21 protein-coding genes are annotated in these 25,117 nt (G+C 38.8%); 10 read left to right on the top strand and 11 right to left on the bottom strand.

From position 1 onward, the window contains the following. Positions 1–11: 11 nt before the first annotated feature. From ACE01N_RS07895 to ACE01N_RS07885, 3 genes are all read left to right on the top strand, one after another. The gene (locus ACE01N_RS07895) at positions 12–752 is read left to right on the top strand and encodes a hypothetical protein (protein ID WP_380586751.1); all 741 of its coding nucleotides are present in this window, start codon (positions 12–14) and stop codon (positions 750–752) included. Between the two features lie 83 nt (positions 753–835). Next, entirely contained in the window at positions 836–1,105 is a 270-nt protein-coding gene (locus ACE01N_RS07890) for a hypothetical protein (protein ID WP_380586748.1), read from the top strand. Between the two features lie 385 nt (positions 1,106–1,490). Further along, positions 1,491–1,949 (top strand): ORF6N domain-containing protein, encoded by a 459-nt coding sequence (locus ACE01N_RS07885; RefSeq protein WP_380586781.1) that lies wholly within the window; start codon positions 1,491–1,493, stop codon positions 1,947–1,949. A gap of 263 nt (positions 1,950–2,212) precedes the next feature. On the opposite strand, the gene ACE01N_RS07880 is transcribed toward ACE01N_RS07885, so the two are convergent. Next, complete coding sequence (locus tag ACE01N_RS07880; protein WP_380586745.1) at positions 2,213–3,829, bottom strand: ABC-F family ATP-binding cassette domain-containing protein; 1,617 nt, start codon at positions 3,827–3,829, stop codon at positions 2,213–2,215. A gap of 235 nt (positions 3,830–4,064) precedes the next feature. After that, a complete protein-coding gene (locus ACE01N_RS07875) occupies positions 4,065–5,060 on the bottom strand; it encodes a T9SS type A sorting domain-containing protein (RefSeq protein ID WP_380586742.1) in 996 nt (331 codons plus the stop codon). Between the two features lie 473 nt (positions 5,061–5,533). On the opposite strand from ACE01N_RS07875, the gene ACE01N_RS07870 reads away from it, so the two are divergent. The 3 genes from ACE01N_RS07870 (at position 5,534) to ACE01N_RS07860 (ending at position 11,306) form a co-directional block, all read left to right on the top strand. Then, the gene (locus tag ACE01N_RS07870; protein ID WP_380586740.1) at positions 5,534–7,468 is read left to right on the top strand and encodes an LTA synthase family protein; all 1,935 of its coding nucleotides are present in this window, start codon (positions 5,534–5,536) and stop codon (positions 7,466–7,468) included. Positions 7,469–7,646: 178 nt separating this feature from the next. Then, complete coding sequence (locus tag ACE01N_RS07865) at positions 7,647–10,412, top strand: phosphoenolpyruvate carboxylase (RefSeq protein ID WP_380586737.1); 2,766 nt, start codon at positions 7,647–7,649, stop codon at positions 10,410–10,412. A gap of 216 nt (positions 10,413–10,628) precedes the next feature. Beyond that, positions 10,629–11,306 carry a hypothetical protein gene (locus ACE01N_RS07860; protein ID WP_380586735.1) on the top strand — a complete coding sequence of 226 codons (678 nt, stop codon included), beginning with the start codon at positions 10,629–10,631 and terminating at the stop codon, positions 11,304–11,306. An 82-nt stretch (positions 11,307–11,388) separates the two neighbouring features. Here ACE01N_RS07860 and ACE01N_RS07855 read toward each other — a convergent pair whose 3' ends face one another. The 4 genes from ACE01N_RS07855 to ggt all read right to left on the bottom strand — a co-directional run bounded on the left by ACE01N_RS07855 (position 11,389) and on the right by ggt (position 15,016). Beyond that, on the bottom strand, positions 11,389–11,703 hold the full coding sequence (locus tag ACE01N_RS07855; RefSeq protein WP_380586732.1) for a hypothetical protein: 315 nt from the start codon (positions 11,701–11,703) through the stop codon (positions 11,389–11,391). Continuing rightward, the gene (locus ACE01N_RS07850) at positions 11,693–12,550 is read right to left on the bottom strand and encodes an alpha/beta fold hydrolase (protein ID WP_380586729.1); all 858 of its coding nucleotides are present in this window, start codon (positions 12,548–12,550) and stop codon (positions 11,693–11,695) included. The genes ACE01N_RS07855 and ACE01N_RS07850 overlap by 11 nt, the downstream gene beginning before the upstream one ends. 60 nt (positions 12,551–12,610) lie before the next feature. After that, on the bottom strand, positions 12,611–13,177 hold the full coding sequence (locus tag ACE01N_RS07845) for a Crp/Fnr family transcriptional regulator (protein WP_380586726.1): 567 nt from the start codon (positions 13,175–13,177) through the stop codon (positions 12,611–12,613). Between the two features lie 144 nt (positions 13,178–13,321). Then, positions 13,322–15,016: a gamma-glutamyltransferase gene (gene ggt / locus ACE01N_RS07840; RefSeq protein WP_380586723.1), complete on the bottom strand. Its 1,695-nt coding sequence runs from the start codon at positions 15,014–15,016 to the stop codon at positions 13,322–13,324. Positions 15,017–15,144: 128 nt separating this feature from the next. On the opposite strand from ggt, the gene ACE01N_RS07835 reads away from it, so the two are divergent. Then, positions 15,145–16,548, top strand: coding sequence for a hypothetical protein (locus ACE01N_RS07835; protein WP_380586720.1), 1,404 nt, complete (start codon positions 15,145–15,147; stop codon positions 16,546–16,548). Here the strand turns inward: ACE01N_RS07835 and ACE01N_RS07830 are convergent. Further along, positions 16,545–16,802: a YkgJ family cysteine cluster protein gene (locus tag ACE01N_RS07830; protein ID WP_375728217.1), complete on the bottom strand. Its 258-nt coding sequence runs from the start codon at positions 16,800–16,802 to the stop codon at positions 16,545–16,547. The genes ACE01N_RS07835 and ACE01N_RS07830 overlap by 4 nt on opposite strands. Before the next feature lie 75 nt (positions 16,803–16,877). Beyond that, positions 16,878–18,170, bottom strand: a complete 1,293-nt coding sequence (locus tag ACE01N_RS07825) for a bifunctional folylpolyglutamate synthase/dihydrofolate synthase (RefSeq protein ID WP_380586716.1) — start codon at positions 18,168–18,170, stop codon at positions 16,878–16,880. A 158-nt stretch (positions 18,171–18,328) separates the two neighbouring features. Here ACE01N_RS07825 and ACE01N_RS07820 point away from each other — a divergent pair, with 158 nt between their 5' ends. From ACE01N_RS07820 to xseA, 3 genes are all read left to right on the top strand, one after another. Then, complete coding sequence (locus tag ACE01N_RS07820) at positions 18,329–19,657, top strand: PhoH family protein (protein WP_380586713.1); 1,329 nt, start codon at positions 18,329–18,331, stop codon at positions 19,655–19,657. Between the two features lie 133 nt (positions 19,658–19,790). Beyond that, the gene (locus ACE01N_RS07815) at positions 19,791–21,395 is read left to right on the top strand and encodes a S8 family serine peptidase (protein ID WP_380586710.1); all 1,605 of its coding nucleotides are present in this window, start codon (positions 19,791–19,793) and stop codon (positions 21,393–21,395) included. Next, entirely contained in the window at positions 21,395–22,774 is a 1,380-nt protein-coding gene (xseA, locus tag ACE01N_RS07810; protein ID WP_380586707.1) for an exodeoxyribonuclease VII large subunit, read from the top strand. The genes ACE01N_RS07815 and xseA overlap by 1 nt, the downstream gene beginning before the upstream one ends. A 5-nt stretch (positions 22,775–22,779) precedes the next feature. Here the strand turns inward: xseA and ACE01N_RS07805 are convergent, their stop codons facing one another. From ACE01N_RS07805 to ACE01N_RS07795, 3 genes are all read right to left on the bottom strand, one after another. After that, positions 22,780–22,962 carry a (2Fe-2S)-binding protein gene (locus ACE01N_RS07805; protein ID WP_380586704.1) on the bottom strand — a complete coding sequence of 61 codons (183 nt, stop codon included), beginning with the start codon at positions 22,960–22,962 and terminating at the stop codon, positions 22,780–22,782. 22 nt (positions 22,963–22,984) lie between these two features. Beyond that, positions 22,985–23,362, bottom strand: coding sequence for a response regulator (locus ACE01N_RS07800; RefSeq protein ID WP_375728223.1), 378 nt, complete (start codon positions 23,360–23,362; stop codon positions 22,985–22,987). A 122-nt stretch (positions 23,363–23,484) separates the two neighbouring features. After that, positions 23,485–25,020, bottom strand: coding sequence for a DUF6242 domain-containing protein (locus tag ACE01N_RS07795; RefSeq protein ID WP_380586699.1), 1,536 nt, complete (start codon positions 25,018–25,020; stop codon positions 23,485–23,487). Between the last annotated feature and the right edge of the window lie 97 nt (positions 25,021–25,117).

The following is a 25,117-nucleotide window of genomic DNA, read 5'->3' as shown; positions in this document are numbered from 1 at the left end:
AATGATTAAATATGTCTTTATTAATATATAGGGGGGTTAAGATTACAAGAATATTATTATTGTTATCATTTGTTTTAATCTGCAGCTGTAACAGGTATATAAAACTCAGTAGTAGTAATATTAGTGGGGTGTACCAGAATAGTGAAAGTAATGAAATTATTGTGATTCAGGATTCTTTTATTATAACTAATTGGATCCCCTATTGTCTGGAAAAGATACAACTAAGTAATAGAATTTATAAAGTAACTGAGCTAAATTGTTGTTCCGATAATATTAATTCTCACATAGACAGTATTGAAGTACGAAAAAACGGGGTTGAAGTCTATTTTGAAGGGTATGGTAGATCATTCTCGAAAGTTAAATTGCTGGCTGAAAAGAATTATATTAGTTCCGTTTCACTAAAAATTATAAAAAGACCTTATTGGTTTACATGTCAAGAGTTTGCTGTTGTAAATAATGACCATTTAATGATAGATGGTAAAAAATATGCTTTAAGCTATAAAATACCATTTAACATAATTGATTTATCTAAAATTGAAATACCAAAGGATAAATCATTTCCTCCACCAGGAGAAACTTATTTTGAATTAGAATTTCAGGAGAGTTCAGGTGTTCTTTCCAAGTATATTTTATATGGTGACTTAACTTATCCAGTTGAGTTGCAAGTTATTGAAATGGAAATATTTTTAAATGCAGTTATTCAACTGTACATTAATGGAGAAATGACACAATTTAATACTGAAACGGAATGAAAAATAGTAGAATATTATTTGTTTTTCTAATTCTTTTATGTGTAAGTTGTAATAGGAGAAAATCATCCGAGGATTATTTAAATATGCCTGAATCAATCGGGATTGAAGAATTATCTCATCTAAAAGAAAATATAATATCATACGATTCTCTTTATGTTTCGTGGAGATTTTTTAATGCCGTTCATTATAGTAATTTAAAGGTTTATTCAATTGATTCTAATATCAGCAATATAGTTTTTTGTGCCGTTAAGGATAGCAAAAATCAAATCTATTTTTTCCAAGATGATACTTTTTATATATATACCTTAGTTCGTAAGACTCAAATTGATTCAGTTAATATTCTTTTAGAGTAAATTTATTACCCTCTGTTTGCGATGGCGTCTTTGGCTAAGACACCAATTTTTATGGATGCATTGCCTTGGGGATATGCTTAATTTGCTTAAAAAGTACAATTATTTTAGCCTTTATGGTTCGGTCAGGATTTTCAATCCCAAGTTATACCTCAGAAATTAAAGTTAATGAAAATAAAAGCCGGAAAGCATATCTCCAAATGAAATAAAAGCTTATCAGGGCCGCAAAAAGTTCTGACATATGAAATGTTGAGATATTGGGTTGTTTTTGTATATTTATGTAATTTGTTGATATTTTATTCCCCATTAGCCATGTCAAATATTATTATACCATTTGAAACAATAGCCAGTAAAATACTATTATTGAGGGACAAAAAGGTTATTTTGGATATATCTGTATGATGTTGAAACAAGAGTCTTAAAACAAGCTGTAAGAAGAAATATTGAACGATTCCCTTTAGATTTTATGTTTGAATTAGAAGATGATGAAATTGATTTACTGGTATCACAAAATGTGATACCTTCCAAAAAGATACTTGGAGGGGCAAGACCGTTTGCATTTACCGAAACTGGTGTCGCAATGCTATCCAGTGTTTTAAAAAATAAAAAGGCTATAGATATTAACATTGCCATAATGAGGACTTTTATTAAATTGAGGAAAGCATTTAATGATAATACAAACCTCATGAGACGACTGGACGACATTGAATACAAGTCTGCTGATCACGACAAAAAAATAATGCTGATATTTGAATATTTAAAGCAGTTTGAAGAAGCAAAACAAAAAGAAATTCAAATTTCTAAAAGGAAACGTATTGGGTTTAAAAAATATGACAGCCAGGACTAATCAGAGAATAAAAATCTGCACTTGATTTGATAATAAGGAAGATTAATATTTTACAGATCTTAGTTGTAAAAAGACTCAGTAGGAGTCAAATATTGGTAGCTCGGGGTGTTACCCCGGGATTAAAAAGAAATCATGTAATTTAAGGCCGGAGAATGTAACTTCAAATGAAATAAGAGCCCATCAAGGCCGCATATTCTGGCGGATTTTTGAAATAATGACTAATGTGAATTCTGAATATTATTAATTCTCAATAATGAAACTAATTACCCTTCATACATCGCATTCCGTCGTTCCCTGATTTTCTCATCCGCCAGATAATCTTCAAAATCCATGTATTTGTCGATAATACCGATTGGCGTTAATTCAATAACGCGGTTACACACGCTTCGGATAAATTCGTGGTCGTGAGATGCCATCAGGATGTGGCCCGGATAGGTCTTCATATTGTTATTAAAGGCCTGAATCGATTCCAGATCAAGGTGGTTGGTCGGATGATCCAGAATAACCATATTGGGCTGTTGCAGCATCATGCGTGAGATCATACAACGCATCTTTTCTCCACCGGAAAGCACGGTACAGCTTTTGGTAATCTCCTCCCGGTTAAACAGCATTTTACCCAGATACCCCCGCAGGTAGCTCTCATCGGTGTTGGATGAAAACTGACCAAGCCAGTCCAGCAGGTTCATGTCCTTTTCAAAGAAAGCCGTATTATCCTGTGGCAGGTAGGCTGTTTTGATGGTTTGGCCCCATTCCACCTGATCAGGCTTTGTTTTTATTTCACCCAGAATCATTTTAAAGAACGTGGTAACCGCACGGTTATCCCTGGAGATAAGCACAATTTTATCATCCTTTTCAACCGTAAAACTGACATCTTTAAACAAGGTTGTACCTTCCAGTTCATATTCCAGTCCTGTTACGGTTAGTATCCGGTCTCCAGCAGGGCGTTCAGGTTGAAAAATGATACCCGGATAGCGTCGGGTTGACGGTTGAATTTCTTCGATCTTCAGTTTCTCCAGCATCTTTTTACGGCTGGTCGTTTGTTTCGATTTAGCCACATTGGCACTAAAGCGCGAAATGAATTCCTGCAGTTCTTTCTTTTTCTCTTCCGCTTTCTTATTCTGATTGGCCTGCTGCCTTAGAGCCAGCTGACTGGATTCATACCAGAAGGTGTAGTTGCCGGAAAATGTTTTAAGTTTTCCATAGTCTATGTCCACAATGTCAGTACACACATTATCCAGAAAGTGACGGTCGTGTGAAACGACAATCACCGTATTTTCAAAGTTTGAGAGGTAGTTTTCAAGCCAGAGAACTGTATCAAGGTCCAGATTGTTGGTTGGCTCATCCAGCAACAGATTGTCCGGATTTCCAAACAGCGCCTGCGCCAGCAGTACTTTTACTTTTAGTTTTGCATCAATATCCTGCATCAACTGATAATGAAATTCCTCTTTTACGCCAAGGCCGCTTAAAAGCATGGCAGCATCACTTTCCGCATTCCAGCCATCCATAGTGGCAAAATCATCTTCCAGCTTTGCCGCTTTAAAGCCATCTGCTTCAGAAAAATCAGGTTTGGCGTAAAGTGCATCCTTTTCCTGCATGATCCTGAAAAGATTTTCATGTCCACGCAATACAGTTTCCAGAACAGGATATTCATCAAACGCATTGTGATCCTGTTTCAAAACAGAAAGGCGTTCTCCCGGGCCCAAAGCAACAGAACCGCGGGTTGAATCCAGTTCACCTGATATTATGCGTAGGAATGTGGATTTTCCCGCCCCGTTGGCGCCAATTACACCATAGCAGTTGCCAGGCATAAATTTCACATTAACATCGGAGAAAAGGGGAGTTTTATCAAATTGAATGGCCAGATCAGAAACTGTTATCATATTATTTTTTTTGTGCTCTTTGTTATCGAATCTATTGAGCGCGCAAAAGTAATCAATTAAACCGGAACGGAAAGTTATTTTGAAAAACTACTGAAAAGTGAGGGGGTAATAGTTTTATTAATGAAGCGACATGAAAAAGTATAAATCGTGAAATTTTGTTTTCTGGTTTATTCACGGACATAAAAAAGGGATAATGCATACTGCATTACCCCTTGTAAATATTTTAAGAAATAAATTACTGAACGATAAATTTACCGGTAACAGCTTTACTGTCTACAGTGGCTTTAACAAGATAAACACCTTTGTTAAGATTCGTAACTTCAGCAGTGTGGTTTGAAACAACAGGCTTGTTAACCAGCTGTCCGCTTAATGTGTATACACTTACATCGCTGAGTTTCGCATTTGAAATACGAACTGTTCCATTGTAATTTACAATCGTCAGCTTAGCAGCTTCTGTTTGTACATCATCAATTGCTGTCACCTGATCTGCCAAATATTTAACCAGGTTATTGAAAACTGTTTTGGCGTCATCGCTAAAGGTAAAATAGTTAGCAGGATCTGCATTATCCTGTCCATTACCCATGTATGCACGAACACCATCAGCAGTACGACCAGCAGAACCATCCATTAATACATTAGCATCATACATAACCAGTAAAACTTCATCATTAGGTGTTTTTACCTTCAAAGAAGCATTTGTAGTTGTAGTCCCTTCAGCATCAAAAAGACTATACATGCCGGTCCACCATTCGATTGTCCCTTCTGATATCCCCGCGAAAACCGGACTTGCAGCTGCCTCGGCAGTAACTACAGCCTGTAACGGTGCCTCAGATCCTGTTACATAATTTGCAGAACCTCCTGTTGCAACTAATCCCCCTCTGTCACCTCTGGCAACCCAGGGACTCATATAAAGAACAGGGGAAGTAACCTGAGCAAGTACAGGCAAAGTAGGAATCACATCACCACTGTTACAGGAACGGCCAACAATTACAAGGTCTGCAGCATTTAATGCATCCTTATTAGCTTCAACCAGATACGATACTTCTTGTAAGGTTACAGTGTATGCACTACCACCATCAAGACCTGTAATGTCATCAATAACGGGTTGTTCAGCTGCATCCGCTGTACCATCTGTGAGATTCATGACGGTAATGTAGATGACATTTTTTTGAGCGTTAATTGTAGCGAAAGCCACAATAAAAAATACGATAAGTGTAAAAAGCTTTTTCATAAAATTAGAATGTTTTAGTGATTAGTTAGAATTAGTTAGTGGGCTAATATATAAAAAAAACCTTGTGATTTGAAATTTTAATGGGCTTTTTGATCATTATGTCAAATTTTTTGGCAATCGATTGCTTAAAATGGTCCATTTTGACTTAAACTACACATTTATATTGACTTCTGTGATAAAATTTCAGGTATGCTCTGAAACAATAAAATGTCAATATCACATGTTTATTTTGACCAGATAAACTGAAGGGAAAATATAAATTTTAAACGTATAGTAACTATGTTTATTTATATTGGTTTTTACCATTTGTGATGATTTAATTGAAAGAGAATTTACAGTCGGCTTGAGATGATCTGATTTATGAAATACAAATCTCTACATCAATAACTTTTAGTTTGAAATGAAACAAATGTGAATTCTTTAAGACATCTGACCTGTTTTTACTACTTTTACGCTGTTGATATTGAACCTATATGAATACGTATTTATTTAAACGATTCCGCATCAGTGGATTTTTTGTGCTGCTGTATCGTTTCGTTATATTGCTTTTTTTATATACTATATGCAGGGTATTGTTTTATCTGTTTAATACAGATATGTTCCAAAATGTCACCTTAGCGGGTTTTGGAAGGATGATGCTTGGTGGACTTAAATTCGATATCAGTGCCATCTTTTATCTCAATAGTATATGGTTTATCCTGGCGATCATACCATTCCCCTGGTTGAACAGCCGGGGTTACAGACAACTTCTGAAGTGGCTATTTGTGATTATAAATGCATTTGGTTTAGCTTTAAATGTCATCGACTTTGAATATTATCCGTTCATTCTTAAACGTACCACCTTTAACATTATAGGCAGTTTTAAACACGAAGTCAATCTGACTGAACTTGCGGGCCGCTTTTTAATTGACTATTGGTTTGCATTTGTCGTTTGGATTGTTTTAATCTTTTTGCTGGTGTTTTTATATAACCGTGTACAGCTTAAACCTACCTCATTTAAACGGAAATGGATGGCCTATCCTGCCGGTTTTTTAGGGCTCTTATTATACGTTGCAATAGCGGTAATTGGTATACGGGGAGGTTGGCGTCACAGTACACGTCCTATAACATTGAGTAACGCAGGGGATTATGTCAGCTCACCGGAGGAAGTGGCAATCGTACTGAATACGCCCTTCAGCATCATCAGGACATTCGGTAAAGCAACGTATACCAAAAAGGATTATTTTACATCCGATGAACGGATGACCACCTATTTCAATCCGGTTTATCCTGTTAATGATTCCCTGAAAGTATCCGATAAAAATGTGATGGTAATTATACTGGAAAGCTTCTCAAGGGAACACTTTGGTTGTTTTAACGATTCTCTTGAGGGTGAACCGTATAAAGGTTATACTCCATTTCTGGATTCACTGGCTGGTGAAAGTCTGGTATTTCCTAACGCTTTTGCCAATGGCAGAAAATCCATCGATGCGCTTCCGTCCATTGTCTCAGGTTTACCTGCACTGGTTTTGCCCTTTGTTCTCTCCGAATACTCATCGGACGAAGTAAGCAGTATGGCGGGATTATTAAGTAGTGAGGGCTATAATACAACGTTCTGGCATGGGGCGCCGAACGGTTCAATGGGATTTTCTGCTTTTACTAAAATGGTTGGATTTGAGCATTATATGGGCAAGAAGGAATTCAACGATGACCGGTATTTTGACGGTATCTGGGGAATATGGGATGAACAGTTTCTGCAATTTATCGCAGAAAATACCGGCAAGGATAATAAGCCCTTTTTAAATGTCTTTTTCTCACTTTCATCTCATCATCCTTACAAAGTGCCTCAAAAATATGAAGGCGTTTTTCCGGTTGGAGATATGCCTCTGCACAAATGTGTGGGCTATACCGATAATGCTTTAAGGCTGTTTTTTAAACGTATATCAAAAGAACCATGGTTTAAGAATACCTTGTTTGTTATTACAGCAGATCACAGTACAACACCGGTTCACAGGGAATATAAAACCAATGTGAATGCATTTGCCATACCCCTTATATTTTATACGCCTGACGGAAGTTTAAAGGGTGTGGATGAGCGACTTGCACAGCAAACCGATATTATGCCATCTGTATTGCATTACCTTCATTATCCGGGCTGCTATGTGGCATTTGGGGATAATTTGTTGGATAAACAAAGCAAAACATATGTCCTGAATTTTATTGGTGATAACTACCAGTATATGGAAGGTGATCTGGTGATTTATTTCAATGGTAAGAAAGTCACATCAGTGTTCAATTATAAAAGCGATCCTTTCCTGAAACACAATATTATATCCACAGTTGATATTACCAGGCAGGAGCAGAAATTAAAAGCTGTTATTCAGCAATACAGTAACAGGATTATCAGTAATAATCTGATTTGCAGGTAAAAAAATATCATGGGAGAACAACGAATATTACGCAGGTTTTTTCTCCTGGGGTTAAATGGTGTTTTTAATTCTACCGTTTTCTGTTGAATACCGGGTCTAAGGCTAAATGATATTTCCCGGGCGTTTTATGAACTGTTAATATGCTTTTCCTGTTTTGGTACTAAACATAGTTCTCAGCATGAAAAGTGTATTCGAAGAAGTAAAAAGCGCATTGGGAAAACCTTATTACGATCTGAACTATCTCCTTGAATGTGTAAAGGAAGTGTTGGAAGAGAGTGGAAAACACGAACTCGTACCCTATATTCCCTGGATCAGGCCAAACGTTAATCCTCCGGAAAATGTACTGCTCAGTAACGATTATATTCACTTATTATCATTAAGTTTTCAGCTGCTTAACCTGGTTGAAGTGAATGGTGCGGTTCAGAGCCGCAGAGCAAAAGAAGAGAAGGAGATGGCTGGTGTAAACGGACTTTGGGCATCAAACTTTAAATTGTTAAAGGAAAACGGGATTACCGAAGACCAGATTCTGGAAGTTTTACCCGATATCCTGATTGAACCTGTACTGACAGCACATCCAACGGAGGCCAAACGAACAGTTGTTTTAAAAGAATACCGTAAACTCTATCTGTTGCTGGTAAAGCGTGAAAACAAAATGTATACTCATATTGAACAGGAGGATATTCGTGATGAAATCAAGCATATATTACACAGACTCTGGAATAACGATGAGATTTACATTAAAAAGCCAAGGGTGGAGTCCGAACTTGATAACATTCTGCATTACCTGACCAGGGTATTTCCTGATGTGGTTATTTTATTGGACAAAAGACTCAGACTGGCCTGGAAAGAGGTTGGTTTTGATCCTGAGAAATTGAAAGATAACAATCTGTTTCCCGGATTGTCATTTGGCAATTGGGTAGGTGGTGATCGTGACGGCCATCCTCTGGTAACTCCTGAAATCACCAGAATTACACTGAATCGTTTACGGATACACGCTTTTATAATTGTTAAGAAAGAACTGATTATGCTGGCTGGTAAGCTCAGTATTTACCAGGAAATTAGTGGTGTGAGTGAGCAATTTGCTGAACGTATTCATGCCTTGGTACAGGAACTTGACACAGAAGGTGTGATGGTTCTGAAAGAAAACAGTTCTGAAATTTTCAAGGCTTATGTATTGCTTATGCTGTATAAGCTCCCAATTGATGTAGTGCATGAGCACAATATTGATTTACAGGACAGGGATAATGCATACAGTCATTCAGGACAGCTTTTGAATGACATTGACTTATTATACCGGGAACTGATGGCGTATGGAATTCCGGAAGTGGCGCATGTGGATGTCGGACGTTTCAGACGTATTTTGAAGATTTTTGGTTTTCATCTGGCACAGCTGGATATTCGCCAGAACAGTGCGTATCACGAAAAAGCGCTACATCAGATAATTGCTGCCTCCATAGATGAAAATACAGCAGCTTCCGTCATGAAGAATGAAAAAGATAAACGAATCTTTCTTGCCAGAGAACTGAAAATTAACCGACCATTTCTTGTATCACATTCAGAAGCCGGTAAGGAAGCCATGAATGTGATTGAGACTCTTAAAGTGGTTAGCGAACATGTGAGCCATTATACGAGCCGCTCCATCGGAAAACTTATTGTGAGCATGACCCGTAATGCGGGAGATTTACTTACTGTGTATCTGTTCTTACGTGAGGCTGGGCTGACCCAAAAGGCAGAAAACGGACTTTCAACAATACTGCCCGTTGTTCCATTATTTGAAACTATTGATGACCTTGTGAAAAGTCCTGAGATTCTTGATGATTATCTCAGTCAGGATATTGTAAAGAACAGTTTGAAACTACAGGCTGGTGAAAAGGGCGTGATGATACAGGATGTCATGATCGGGTATAGCGATAGTAATAAAGATGGTGGTATTCTGGCCAGTTCATGGTTTTTGAACCAGGCTCAACGGAAGCTGACGGAGACGGGTAAAAAGCATGGAGTAGTGATCCGGTTCTTTCATGGTAAGGGTGGAACCATAAGCCGTGGTTCGGGGCCGATACACTGGTTCATAAAGGCTTTGCCGCACAATTCCATCCAGGGAAAATTTCGTGTGACAGAACAAGGGGAAACTATTGAGCGAAAATATGCCAACATGGTGAACGCATCCTACAACCTTGAGTTGATGCTGGCCACTGTTTCGGCTCAGACGATATTACACAAATATACCTCTGAAAAGCAGGATGAAATTTCAGAGCTGTTCAGACATCTCGGAGAACGTGGCAGTTGTTTTTATCATCAGTTGTTGTCTGACCCTAATTTCCTGCAATTCTTTTCCGAGGCTACACCTATTGATGTAATTGAGTCAAGCAAAATAGGGTCGAGACCAGCCCGGCGAACCGGCCAGCGAACCATGGATGACCTCAGGGCAATTCCGTGGGTATTCAGTTGGGCCCAGACCCGGTTTAACATTACAAGCTGGTTTGGGGTGGGATCAACGCTGAATGAGTTACATAATGAAAATCCGGAAGCATTTTTCAAACTCAAACGATTGGCAAAATATGAGTCGTTTGTTCGGTATGTGCTTACCAACCTGGATTCGAGTTTGGCTGCTACCGATGAAGAAGTCATGAAAAAATATGCAGGACTTGTAGAGGATGAAACAGTTCGTCAAAACATTATGGGTAAGATAGTTGGTGAATTGGAACTGACGCGGAAGATGTTGTCAGAATTGCTTGGTAAACCAATTCGTGAACGGAGGATGAACCACTTTTATTCAACAATGCTCAGGGCTGATGCATTAAATTCACTGCACGATGCCCAGGTTCAACTGATCAGAAAGTGGCGCAATATAAAAGGTGAGAATACGACCGAAGAAAATGATCTGTTGTTTGCTTTGCTGCAATGTGTAAACGCCATTGCCAATGCGTTGGGTTCAACCGGTTGATATAATTTTTATACTAAGGGCCCTGCAATTCCTGGTGAATGATTCTGAGTTTTAACTCTGTAAATTAAAATACGGAAAAGAGTCATTATATATGACTAACCTGGCCCCTCGAATCAAAAGCGGGGAGTAGGAGATTCTATGTGTCAAGTGCTTTATATCTGGCAGGTTTTTTGCTTATCTGTTAGCTGATAATTCCCGATATAAAAAGTTAACACCATGAAGAAATTCTTACTCTTTCCAATTTTAATCGTGATATTTTCGGGATGTGCAACCTACAACAGTTACAAAGCATATCATGCATATAGTGAAAGTACCGGTTTTAATGTATATGTAGATAGCTATGGTAACGATTCTGTTTGCATAGGCAAAACATGTGTTTTGATACCAGAAGACACAACCATAATTCCTTATGACCTGCAGTATCTGGAATTTTATAACCAGATGGCAAAGGTATTTACCGATAAGGGATACCGGATGGTAAAGGATTTAAAAGATGCGGATTATGTCATTTACTTTAAATACGGGATGAGTGTTCCCGATTTTGATGTTACTGAACAACGATTGCCGGTGTGGGCTCCTACTGGCGCTGTAGATTCGGAAGGTGAAGAAGAAATGGAAATAGTTGGTTATCAGACGGTAAATAAAGCTAAAACAAAATACAACCGGTATCTGTATTTAACAGCATACGATATTGCATATTCAAATTTGCATCATCAGCTTAAAGTTGTCTGGCAGGCAGAAATTGAAAGTACCGGCGAGATTGGAGATTTTCGACGGGTTTTCCCTGTTTTACTTGCAGGATCTGAAAAATATATCGGACATAACAGTGGTCAAAAGCAGAAGGTTTTGGTGTATGAAAAATCTCACCGTGTACAGGAACTGAGAGCGGATTAATTATTTTGTAAAAACGAAATAAGGGACTATAGTATAGGTTTGGTGAAATCTGTTTAGTTGTTTACTATATATGTTATTCATATCAACGGGAATATGCCTGAATTTTATCAATCAATCCTTTTTCGTAAGCTTCTTTTACGGGTTTCCACTCACCAAGTCTGTTTAAAAACAAACTGGCGTAGTTTCTCTGTATCAGAGTGCCATTGAATAAATAATATTTTATCCGTTCTATACCATCTGTGTTTTCAACCAGGCTTAGTGCGAAATCCACATACCGTGTTATTGCCAATGTTGATTCAATATTTAAATGATTCATGATATAGTCAACATCTAATGAATTTCCACTATGTGCCTTCTCAATCAATGTTTTTAGTTGTCCGGTAAACTCAAATTTCATTGTAATCAGTTTTTAAAAATTCCAGTATTTTAGTTGTTTGATCTATCAAAATATGTCCTGTGTTTTTTAATACATGACATTGTATATTGTCGACATACTCTTTTAAGCGCGATGCTGCTTTTTCTGAATTGTAAAAACAGTCGTTTTCACCACCAATAAATAAAGTTGACGCTTTTATTTTGCCAAGTGATTCGTTTGTAAAAACCGGTAATGCACCTGTCCGTGGGATAAAATACTTCTTAATTAATGAAGCAAATTCAAGAGCCTGACTATCAATTGTCAGGTTTCCATAAACCATTTTATTGAGTTGATTAAATCCCCAACTTCCTGTTAATGATGTAAGAATAATCCATAGAACAGATTTCAGTTTTATCTGCGTTACACCGGCAGTAGCCATTAATATCAGCTTATCTACCTTATCCGGATGATTAATCGCGTAATCCATAGCAATCCATCCTCCAAGAGAGCAACCGATTAATGAAACCTGGTTTAATCCCAGATTTTTGGTAATTGCAGAGATCCAGTTGGAATAATTCTCATCTTTGAAATCGGGTCTGTTTTCTGAACTTTTTCCGCACTCGCCCGGTATATCGATCGCGAATACATGAAATGTCTCAGATAATATTTTGGCATCATAAGTCCACATGGCTGAATTGGATCCCGTGCCGTGTAATAAAAGAATTGCCGGGTTCTCTTTGTTTCCGCTTTCTATAATATGTGTTTTTCCTAATTGTGTGTCAATGTAAAACTGTCTGGACGGTTGAGTCCATTGTGACAAGAGGGAATTATAGTACTTTATAATCTGTTCTTTGCCCTCGTCTGTTTTGTAGATAGATGTCTTTGCCATTTTTATTAATTTTGATTTGGCAAAGTTCAGCAAGGCAAATGGTATTTTTTTTGATCCAGGTCACAAAAATGAACTTCTTCTGATTCTACTTAATGTTTCCCTTGATACACCTATTACAGATGCAATATGTCCAATTTTAGCTCTTTTAATTATTTCGGGAGCGATTTCCCGCAGGTATTCGTACTTTCCTTTGGCATCTCTTTGATTCAGAGCTTTGGTATGCTTGTCAATATTAACAAATTCACGTTCCATTAAGGTGCTTGTAAAAACTATAAATTGAGGATGTCGGGAAAGTTTTTCACTATTGGTTTTTGTAATTCCTATGACTTCTGTATCCTCGCATGCCTGTAAAAATTCGTCAGACGGGGTATCTTGAGCATAACTTTGCAGGGATGTAAACGTTTCATTTTCAGTATGAATCCATGTTGTAATCTCCTTTCCATCACATAAATGGAATTTTCGTACCATTCCCTTTTTCAGGAACCAGATTTTGTTGCAACGTTGTCCGTTTTCAAGGATATATTGGTTTTTTCTGTAGATCTCAATTTCTGCAAGGTCCTTCAGTGCCTGAATAGCCTCATCATCCAGTTTCACAAATTGTGTGATATAATCAATAAGTTTTTGCATGTTTGAATCTCAACCTTAGTTAGAATTATAAACCTTTCTTAATGCAATATCTACCTTTCCTGAGTTTATTTTAATAGTATGTATGTTCTGCATCATCTTTATGTATATGGGCAATAGATTAACAGGATTGCATGATATCTTTTATCAATATCCGGCAGCCTGTCCGTCTTTTCTGGATTCAGATGCACCATAATACACACCTTTTTCGGCATCGTACCTTATGGCCTGGTAACCGCCGTAAATGCCATCGTCAAAACCCACTTGATGTCCCATGCGCATCAGTTCCCTGATGACAACCTGGGAAAAACCGCTCTCCAACGTAATTTCTCCGGTATCTTCTGCTTTTATTCCTGTTGGTGTGGATGACCCGTTATGATTGATACGCGGTGCGTCGCCTGCTTCCTGGAGGTTCATTTTAAAGTCGATCAGGTTCATCACAATCTGCACATGTCCCTGGGGCTGAAAATCGCCACCCATAACACCAAAACTTATATAGGGTTTGCCGTCTTTGGTTATAAATGCCGGGATGATGGTGTGGAAAGGCCGTTTCCCGGGTTCATATACATTGGCATCCTCCGCGTTAAGACTGAAGAGTTCACCACGGTCCTGCAACATAAAACCCAGGCCCGGAGGTACCATTCCACTTCCCATGCCGCGGTAGTTGCTTTGAATCATCGAGATCATATTGCCATCCTTATCGGCCACCGTAAAATAAACTGTTTCGCCTTTGCTGATCTCACCTGCATTGTATTTTCCAGCTCTGTGCAGATCAATTTCTTCTCTGCGTTTATCTGCATACGCTTTTGAAATCAGGTAATCAACCGGAACATTTGCAAAATCCATATCGGCGTAATATTTAGCACGATCTTCAAACGCCAGTTTTTTCGCTTCTGTGAACAGGTGAATGTGACGTGCTGATCCGTATTCTCCGGGAGAAAATTCATAACCTTCCAGAATATTCAGCATTTCAAGTGCCGTGATGCCCTGTCCGTTTGGTGGAAGTTCCCATACATCATAACCACGGTAGTTGGTTGACACCGGTTCAACCCATTCCGAATGGTGTTTGGCCAGATCCTCAACCGATAGAAATCCTCCCTGATCCTGAATGAACGTTGCCACAGTTTCAGCCACTTTCCCTTTGTAAAATCCATCGCGCCCTTTTGTTGCGATCAACCGGTAAGTGTTTGCCAGATATGGATTCTTAAACACATCACCCTTCCCGGGCGCTTTTCCCTTAATAGTATAGGTTTCTCCTACATTCGGAAAACCTTTTGAAATGTAGTAGGGAACGGATCTTTGAATGTAATAACCGATTAGCTCGGTTACAGGAAAACCGTTTTCTGCATAGTCAATAGCAGGTTGCAGGATTTCTTTCATTGATAGCTTTCCGAATTTTTTATGCAGCGTAAACCAACCGTCCACACATCCAGGAACATTGACCGGTAAAGGACCCAGCGGAGGAATCTGCTTATATCCGTTTTCGGTGAAATATTCCAGGGTCAGTTTTTCCGGTGATCTTCCACTGCCGTTTAATCCGTACAGTTTTTGGGTTTTGGCATCCCAGATAATCGCAAATACATCACCTCCAATTCCGCTACCGGTTGGTTCCATTAATCCTAAGGCTGCATTAACTGCAATAGCCGCATCTACAGCTGTTCCTCCTTTTTTAAGAATGTCAAGTCCTATTTGTGTGGCCAATGGATGGCTTGTAGCCACCATACCGTGTTGACCCAAAACCTCGGAACGGGTAGCAAAGGGTTTTCCTGTTACACGATCCTGTGCGGATAATGAAGTTAAAAGGCACGCAACTATTGCGGACATTACTATTTTTCTGACCATAATGTTCTGTTTTACGTCCTAAAGATAATAAGCTTTTATTTGAATTCATGTGCAAACATCCGGCTATCTTTGTTGTTAATACATCAAACACCTGTAATTATTTTTACATTTGTATAAATGCTGATATTATGAAAACCCTTGGAATAAAAGAAAAGTCTGTTCATATCAACCTCGATTCAAATTACTATGGAACTATAGCAGAGATTGGTGGAGGACAGGAAACTGCACGTCATTTGTTTCAGGCCGGTGGTGCGTCAAATACTGTTGCCAAATCTATTTCAGCATACGACAAACTGTTTAGCGATCATTTTTACAACGAGGGTAAGCCGGCACGCTATGTCGCACAGGACCGTTTAAGAAAAATGGTGACGTATGAATATAATGAGCTTATAAAAATACTTGATAAAAAGAACGATCAGAAATTTTTTGCCTTTGCCGATACCGTTGAAACTCTGAATTACCATAAAACGAATAATGGTCACGGTTGGCTGGGTATAGCTGTTGAAGGCACACAACGGTATGAACCAAACCACATATATATTCACGTAAAACTGCTTGAAAACGATACCCTTTTGCAACAGTATACACTTGGAACGCTGGGCGTGAATTTGATCTATGGTGGTTTGTTTTTGTGGGAGGATCCACGAAAAATTTTACAGGGACTCCTTGATAATCTGGATAGTGACAGGGTGGAGGTGGATTATGTGTATGTGGAAGGACCCGATATGGATTGGGTAGATAACCGATTGCTAAATCTTATGCTGGTCCGTACCAATATGACACCAGCCATTATGTTTGACCAGGATGGACAGGTGCAGCAACCGGGGGATATGTTATACCGGAAAAATGCCCTTGTTTTCAGAGGCTATTTCAGGCCGATCAATAAGCTTGGGATGGATTTCATTCAGGATAGCATGGAAATCTTTGAACATGACGAAGATTACAAGCCTGATAATACCATTTCGTTCTGTGAGATTTCGCTGAACTATCTGATACAGGATGCTAATCTGGATGAAAAAGACTTTCTGCACAGAGTTGATCTGCTCAATATAATGGGGCAAAGTGTAATGGTTTCCAAGTTTAACCGCTTTTTCCAGTTGGTAGATTATTTCGGACAATTTAAGATGATCAAACTTAGAATTGTGGTTGGATTGCCAACGTTTGAAAAAATTATTGACAGTACTTATTATAACGACCTTCGGGGCGGTTTACTTGAAGCTATGGGAGCCCTTTTTCAGGAGAATGTAAAAATGTATTTGTATCCTTCTCTTGATCATGAAACAGGGGAGGTCATCTATCCTGAAGATATCAGGTTTTCGGAAGAGAATGGTCTGTTATGGCAGTATCTTAACGCAACCAGAAAAATATTAATTCTGAGAGATATTTCACCTGAGCATCTTGGGATTACTACAGAACATGTTACGCAGTTGATAGAAACCGGTGATGAGAAATTATGTGAATACATTCCTGAAGAGGTGATGGATCATATCGCCAAACACCATCTGTTTGGTTACAAAGGAAAGCAATGTTAGGATTGTCTGCAGGATGCTTCTAATTCACTGAGAATCGTTAATGCTTCTTCTCTGCTGTGACCGCAAACCAGCTCTTCTGCCATAAATCCGGCACATACTTTGGGCCTTTCGGGACTGGTAAATATTCCGCATCTGAAATCATTCGTGAGATGGATACACTGTTCTCCGGCTTTTTTCCCGTTTGGCATTCCCGGTATGGGAGATGATATGGATGGAGCTATACAACATGCTCCGCAGTTTTCCCTACATTTCATGATGCGCAAAAATAATGGAAAATATCAAATGATGGATGCAATTTAGTCAACGGGAGAATATATTAAATCTTTGAGCTACTCACCCCGTGACGAACTGAGATACTCCATAGCATCTGCAATTAAAAAAATACTTCCGGTAATAACAATAACATCATCATATCCGGCAACTTTTCTGGCTGCATTAATGGCTTGGTCAACTTTCGGATATGCGTTACCATTTAAGGCATATCTGCGGGCGTGGTTCTGAAGATCAGTCTCAGGCATTGCCCGTTCAACCTGTGCCCTTGTAAAATAATATCTGGCTTTTTGTGGCAACAGAGGTAATATGGCATCCGGGTCCTTATCGTTAACCATACCTGTTATAATATGTATTTGCTTTGATCCAAACATTTTCAACTGTTCCACCATTTCCCTGATGCCGGCTTCGTTGTGGCTGGTCTCGCAGATGATATCAGGTGACTCACTGATCACATCCCATCTGCCTTTCAGCCCTGTAACCGATTTTACAGCAGTAAGGGCATTGGTAATAAGATCATCATTCAGATCATATTCAGATTTTAATACATGGAGTGCAGCCAATGCAGTGGTCAGGTTTTTGCGTTGGTAACTTCCTGTTAAATCCGTTTTGTAAGTTTTTTCTCCAACCGTAATGGTCTGAGAAAATGTTTCCCTTAGCAGGATATCAGATTTGTATCGCTGGTCAGCGAAAGTTATGGTTGAACCGGATTCGAGTGCTTTGCTTTTAAAAACAGGCTCCGTTTCTTTTTGAGTTTCTCCGATTACTACAGGAATTCCGGGTTTTATGATGCCAGCTTTCTCACCTGCAATGGCTTCCAGCGTTGATCCCAAGAACTGGGTATGATCGTATCCAATATTGGTGATCACCGAAACCAAAGGTGAAATTATATTCGTGGAATCCAGCCGTCCGCCCATTCCGGTTTCAATAATGGCAATATCTACGCCTTCATCCTTAAAAACTTTGAATGCCATAGCGACTGTCATTTCGAAAAAGGAGGGCTGAATGTTTTCGAAAAGTGCTTTGTGTTCTGCTACAAAGTCAATAACAGATTCCTTGCTAACCGGTTCCCCGTTAATTTTTATGCGTTCTCTGAAATCAAACAGGTGAGGAGAGGTATATAATCCGGTTTTAAAACCGTGCAACTGAAATACAGCTGCCAAAATATGAGAAACCGTTCCTTTCCCGTTTGTTCCGGCTACATGAACTGTTTTAAATTCACGATGCGGATGACCAAAATATGCATCCAGTGCATGAGTATTGTCAAGATTAGCTTTATAGGCTGCTTTTCCCACACGTTGGTACATTGGGAGGCTGCTGAATAAATATTGAAGTGTTTCTTCGTAGTTCATTTATTGTTGATAAAATAACCCGCCGTTTTAAGTTTTGATTTCCAGCTTTTAACCTAATTTATGCTGAGTGAACCGGATGTAAAATTGGGGATAAAAAACGGGGTAAAAAATTCGGGTTCGATATTTTTTTATCTTTAAACTATTACAATATTATACATATGCCTAAAGTAAAAAAATCTTTTGTTCTGGACACTAACGTTATTCTGCACGATTTTGAATGCATCTATCAGTTTCAGGAAAATGACATTTACCTGCCCATACATGTACTGGAGGAGCTGGATAAATTTAAGAAGGGTAACGACCAGATAAATTTTAACGCGAGGGAATTTACACGAGAGTTGGATAAAATTGCAGGAGACGAACTTTTCACTAAAGGCGTTAGCCTGGGAAGAGGTAAAGGACGTTTGTTTGTGGTAGCAGGTAAGCCTTTTCCGGAGTCCATGCAGGAATCATTTTTTGAAATGACGCCGGATCACCGGATCATTGCCATTGCAGACTGGATAAAAAACAATAATCCAAAACAACCAACCATTTTTGTTTCCAAGGATATCAACCTGCGATTGAAGGCCAAATCCATTGGCGTTATGGCTCAGGATTACAGAACCGATAAGGTTAAGGATCCGGAGGTTATTCACAAGCAGATTAAAATTCATGAAGGCTATGACAGCGACCTGATTGCTAGGTTGTACAAAGAACATGAAGGCATGCCACTTGAGGAATTCAATTTTAAGGAAAAAGTCACACCCAATGACTGTTTTATTCTTAAGAATCATTCAAGCAGTGTTCTGGCTCGTTATGATGCATTCAGTGGTCATATAAAAAAGGTGATGAAGGAGAAATGTTTTGGTATTGAAGCACGAAATGCGGAACAAGCCTTTTCTCTGGATGTGTTGATGAATCAGGATATTAAACTGGTGGCGCTTACCGGTCGTGCAGGAACAGGAAAAACGTTGCTGGCATTAGCCGCTGCCCTGGCACAACATCAAAGTTATAACCAGATTTTGCTGGCTAGGCCAATAGTTCCGCTGGCTAACCGCGATCTTGGATTTTTACCGGGGGACGAGAAACAAAAAATTATGCCGTACATGCAGCCGCTGTTCGATAACCTGAATGTGATAAAGCATCAGTTTACTCCGGCTTCAAAAGAGGTGAAGGAAATAGAGATTTTATCAGAAGAGGAAAGATTAATGATTACTCCGTTGGCTTATATTCGTGGGCGCAGCCTTTCTGATACATTTTTTATTATTGACGAGGCTCAAAACCTTACACCACACGAAGTAAAGACTATCATTACACGTGCCGGTGAAGGTACAAAGATGATATTTACAGGTGATATTCAACAGATAGATTCTCCCTATCTGGATGAACATTCCAACGGACTGGCGTATCTCGCAGACAGGATGAAAGGACAGGATCTGTTTGCACATATTAACCTGGTGAAGGGCGAACGTTCGTACCTGTCGGAATTAGCCAGTATGTTACTTTAATTAAGGCTCTTTAGTTTCAATTTTTCTATAATGGGGAGGTTTTACGGCTTCCCTTTTATTTTTTTAAACAGATCAGAATTGTAGTATTAAATTTGATCCTTTCTTTTGTAAATTTGTTTTGTAACTAAGTATTATGTTAAAACACCTGCTGATTATACTGTTTTTTTTAAGCCTGACCCTGAATTCTCAGGGTCAGAATAAGAAATATCTTGTCTGGTTGCATGATAAAAACGGAACAGAATATTCCCTGGAACATCCCGAAAAGTATCTCTCTCAAAGATCCTTGCAACGAAGGCTGAACCAGAATGTTAGGATAGATTCGCTGGATATACCTGTATTAAGTAACTATGTGAATATTATAAGGAACCTTGGGGTGGATATTCGCTGTACGAGCCGTTGGTTGAATACTGTAACCGTTATGACGGATGATACACTGATAGTTAAGCAAATTCAGCAGTTATCTTTTGTTGATTCGGTGAACCTGACATGGATTGAACCACGACTGAAATCAGCAAAAATGAAATTTGAAACCCTGAGTCCCGCAACATTTGATTATGGTACTTCAATTGATCAGATAGTCATGCATAACGGGCAGGAAATGCATGCTATGGGATTTACAGGAAAGGGGAAATGGATTGCAGTGCTCGATGCCGGCTTTTATCACGTGAATGAACTTCCGGCCTATGATTCTTTATGGATGAACAATCAGATATTACTCACAAAGGATTTTGTTAATCCGGGCGGGGATATTTTTGAAACACATTCACATGGAATGGCTGTGTTAAGCATTATGGGGGGAAATATTCCCGGCTACCTGATAGGAACAGCGCCGGGTGCAAGCTATATGTTGATACATACTGAGGATGCTGCTTCTGAATATCCTGTTGAGATGGATTACTGGATTGCCGGAGCCGAGTTTGCTGATAGTGTTGGCGCTGATATTATCAATTCATCCCTGGGATATTCTGAATTTGATGATCCTTCTATGAGTTATACACAACATGATCTTAACGGAAAAAATATCAGGGTTACCCGTGGCGCTGATATAGCTGTATCAAAAGGCATCTTGGTGGTTAATAGTGCCGGAAATGAAGGGAATAAGGTTTGGAAATCAATTATTGGTCCTGCTGATGGGAAAAAGGTGTTGGCTGTGGGTTCCGTAAATAAAGACAGTACATACACATATTTCAGTTCGCGTGGACCAACTGCGGATGGTCGAATAAAACCGGATGTGGCAGCCAATGGTTATCATACGGTTGTTCAGCTTACGAACGGCACGGTCGGAACCGGCAACGGAACATCTTTTTCTTCACCGGTAATGGCAGGTATGAGTGCTTGTTTATGGCAGGCATTCCCGCGCAAAACAGCACCTCAGATCAGGGACCTTATTATATCTTTCAGCAACAGATATACCGTTCCCAATGACAGTGTTGGGTATGGTATTCCCAATATTTACCAGGCATGGCTTGAGGAATCGAAAAAGGAAACTGAACGGTTTAGCATTATTAAAGTGTACCCCAATCCGGCTGTTAAAGCGTTTTTTGTGGAAACACCTCCAGGGGAAACACTTTCTGTTCTAACTTTATATTCCATGGAAGGCAGAGTTATGGAAGTACGAACTTTAAATAACGAATTTATTCAGAAAATATATTTCCCTGAAGGCATTGCACCCGGAATGTACGTCTTAAATATTGTGACAAATAAACGGACCGTAAGTCAAAAAATAAGCGTATTGTAATGCATAACGGTGGACAAAAGCAACTAACACTATCCGAATTATCATCAGTTATCAAACAGACGCTTGATGAACACCTTGAAATTTCATATTGGGTTATAGCAGAAATTGCAGAATATAAGGTCAATTCTTTTTCAGGGCATTGCTATCTTGAGTTGGTTGAAAAAGATGAGCAGACGAATACTATCAGTGCCCGGATGCGGGCAACAATCTGGTCGGCGGCATTCAGAATGCTGAAGCCTTTTTTTGAAACCAGTACCGGTATTGAACTGGGAGCAGGATTAGAGGTTATGGTCCGGGGTGTGGTGGAGTATCACGAAATGTACGGAATGAGTTTAAATATCCGTGATATTGATCCTGCATATACTGTAGGGGAGATGGCCCTGAAGATGCAGCAAACCATTGATCTGCTTACAAAAGATGGTGTAATTGATATGAACCGCGAGCTGGTTCTTCCGGTGCTTCCCCAAACAGTGGCGGTTATATCTTCTTCCACTGCTGCAGGTCTGCAGGATTTTATGGATCAGCTTAGTAATAATGGGTATGGTTATCACTTTCATGTTAAATTGTTTGAGGCAGTAATGCAGGGAGAAAAAGCGCCTGAATCCATAATGGATGCGTTTCACCGCGTGTTTGAATATGCTGATGTTTTTGATGCTGTAGTGGTACTAAGAGGTGGAGGTGCTGTTCTGGACCTGAATTGTTTTAATGATTATGAACTGTGTTTCATGGTGGCTCAGTTTCCTTTACCGGTTCTTACAGGCATAGGTCATGATAAAGATGAAACGGTACTGGACCTGGTGGCTCATACCAAACTGAAAACGCCAACAGCTGTGGCAGAATTTTTAATTTCCTGCTTTTCGGATTTCGATTCTCGTTTAAATGATTTGGCTGACGGAATTTTTTCTGGAACAGAAGATATCCTGAATGACAGCAGAAACAGGTTGGCAATGGCGATTTCACAAATTAAACCTGTAACGCAACAACGTATGCAGGAACATGGGTTCATTCTTGATTCGTTATCGAAAGATATGCAGGCAGGTGTTCATTTAAGGATCGCCGGACAAAGAACACAGTTGAATTCATATATGAAAGAATTGCAGAAAGATTCGGTTCATTCTGCAAAGTCGAAAACTGAAGTGCTGAATCAGTTATGGTCAAAATTATATTCTGCAGTCTCTCAGAAGATTGAGAATTCCCGCCAACTTTTAGGGAAGTATGAAATTAAAGTTAATTATCAGGATCCTGTTAAGATTCTCGAAAAAGGGTATTCAATAACCAGTAAGAACGGATTGATTGTAAATAAAGTCAGTGAACTTAAAAAGGGCGACAGGATTGTTACTATATTCTCTGATGGCAAAAAATCAAGTACCGTGGATTGATTACCTTAGAGTTTTCCGTTCAGAACATCGTTAAGAATCTGTTCAATGTCCGGAATACAGGTTCCACATACACTCCCGGCATCGGTTTCATCCAACACCTCGTCCAGAGTGGTCAGGTTCTTTTCCTTTATTATATTTATAAAATCATCTTTTGATATTCCAAGATGATTGCAGATTATTTCACTCATAAAATTTAAATTAAAAAGCCGATTATAAATAATCGGCCATTGTATCCAGTAAGAGTTTTGACTTTATCGGTTTGGACACATGAGCATTGAAACCATAGTTTCGTATTTTCTCTTCATCCTCCCGCATTGCATAGGCTGTAAGTGCAATAACAGGCATTTCACTATTTTCGGATTTTAACTTCTCCATGACCTCATATCCATCCATTTCAGGCATTCTGATATCCAGAAGTAACAAATCAGGTTTTAATCCATTTTCCAGTTGTTCAAAAACTCCCAGTCCATTTGTAACCCATGTTATGTTAATCTTTGTCTTTTTTAAAATAGCCTGAACTAACAGGAAATTGGTTTCCACATCTTCGGCAACCAAAACCTTTTTATCGTCCCATTGGTAGGTATCCATACAACTTTTTAATTCAAAAACCAGCGTAATATTAATAAAAAATTAACAGACTAAAAAAATTAATTTAGAATTTCTTAATTTAAAAAACCTTTCCGTCTTTTTTCAAACTTTAAAGCTAGACTTTAATTGGAATACTTTTTCATTTCTCCTTCCCAGAAATCATATAATTCTTTAACCTTTAAAGTATATTCAGTGGAATCACTATTAGGAGTTAATGTTCTGTTTTCACCGCCAATAACATAGACAGTATGATCAGGAGTTAAAACAACCTGTTGACCAGTCCTGGCAGCGTAATCAATACCGGGAAATAAATTTTCTTCTTCCAGGTCGTAACCTGACAGGAAGGTTAATCCTCCATCTTTTGAAACCTGAATGGTATGATTCGTAACACCATCTGAATTTATTCCCCCAAATAACCAAAGATTCCTGTCCAGTGTAATAAGCGTGGCATCCGACAATGTTTCCATATCTGTTTTAGGGAAATTAATCCATACGTTTTTATTTTGAAACGACCAGAATAAGCCTGAATTGCTTCCATCAGCCAATTCTCCACCATAAACCTGACCATGATCTTCGTATTGACATGATGTACTGAAGCGGACAGCCATATCGGATGGAATATTTGCTCCCTGAGACCATTCACTTCCATCAAAATACCAGGCAGTATAGTCTGGTAGGGGTACTTCTCCCGATGTTGTATAAGGCATATCCTCTACAGTTGTTGCAGCTGCGTTTAGAGAACTTCCTCCCCAAACAACCAGTTCGTTATTAAATATATCGGCATTTTTAAATACGGAATGCATTCCTGCCGGATATTCGGTTTTCGTCCAGTTTAACCCGTCTGAGGTACTCCATATTTCCTCGTTTGCTGTAAACGTGTGTGAATTGCTATCCCAGCCAATATATCCAATAATGTAGGCTTTCCCGTTATAAACTTTAACAGTGTGATATATGCCATTAGGGAAATCTCCACGAATACTTACATTATACCATGTTATTCCGTCTTCGGATGAATATAAAGTTGTAGAAACTTCATCTGTTTCAGGAATAATATTGCCGGATAAAACAAATAATTTATCATTTAAATAAAAGGATTCAGAATAAGCAGTCAGACCAGCAGGAATGCTGTCGGAGAGTTGCGTCCAGGTCATAGAACCCGGATAAGTTTTATCGGCATTAATCACCACATGGTAAAATGTAAGATTGTTTCCATCCTGTGAAAGTACTTTTAGCAATACAGTATCCGAAAAGTCAATTGCAGTTGTTCCCGAGCTTATAACGGCAGATATAATAGTATCAACTTTTACGACAATAGATGAATCATCTGTTACAGGCTTCTTAACTTCAACTGAATCATGATATTCCCAGTATATCCCAGCCTGTCCGTCAGCAGAAAAAACAGGTTTTAGACGATCTTTCAATGAACCGTAGGGGAACACCTCATACGGATTGGTTATTAGTCCGGTATCTGCTTCTGTTGCAGGTTGTGTTATAATAAATTCAATGTTTGATACATCTATAGCATTCTTCTGATCCGGAATATAGAAAGAAGTCATTGTTCCTTTGTCGGAATAAGTGACTGTATTGTTGAAACAGGATGTCAAAGTGAAAATTATAGCTGTTAAAAGCAGGAGTGTCCAAAGTTTAGTGTTTGTCATTTTTTATTATTTGTTTGCAAACCTATTAATAATTTTAATTCTACAAAAATAACTGTTTTTCGCTTATAATATTTTGTTGATTAAATATTAAAAACCT

This window comes from Quyinboa ferrireducens (genome assembly GCF_042436675.1).
In the GTDB taxonomy this organism is placed as follows: Bacteria; Bacteroidota; Bacteroidia; order Bacteroidales; family UBA5342; genus JBHJHP01.
Note: the sequence above shows the minus strand (reverse complement) of the source record. Positions and strands in the feature narration are given on the sequence as shown.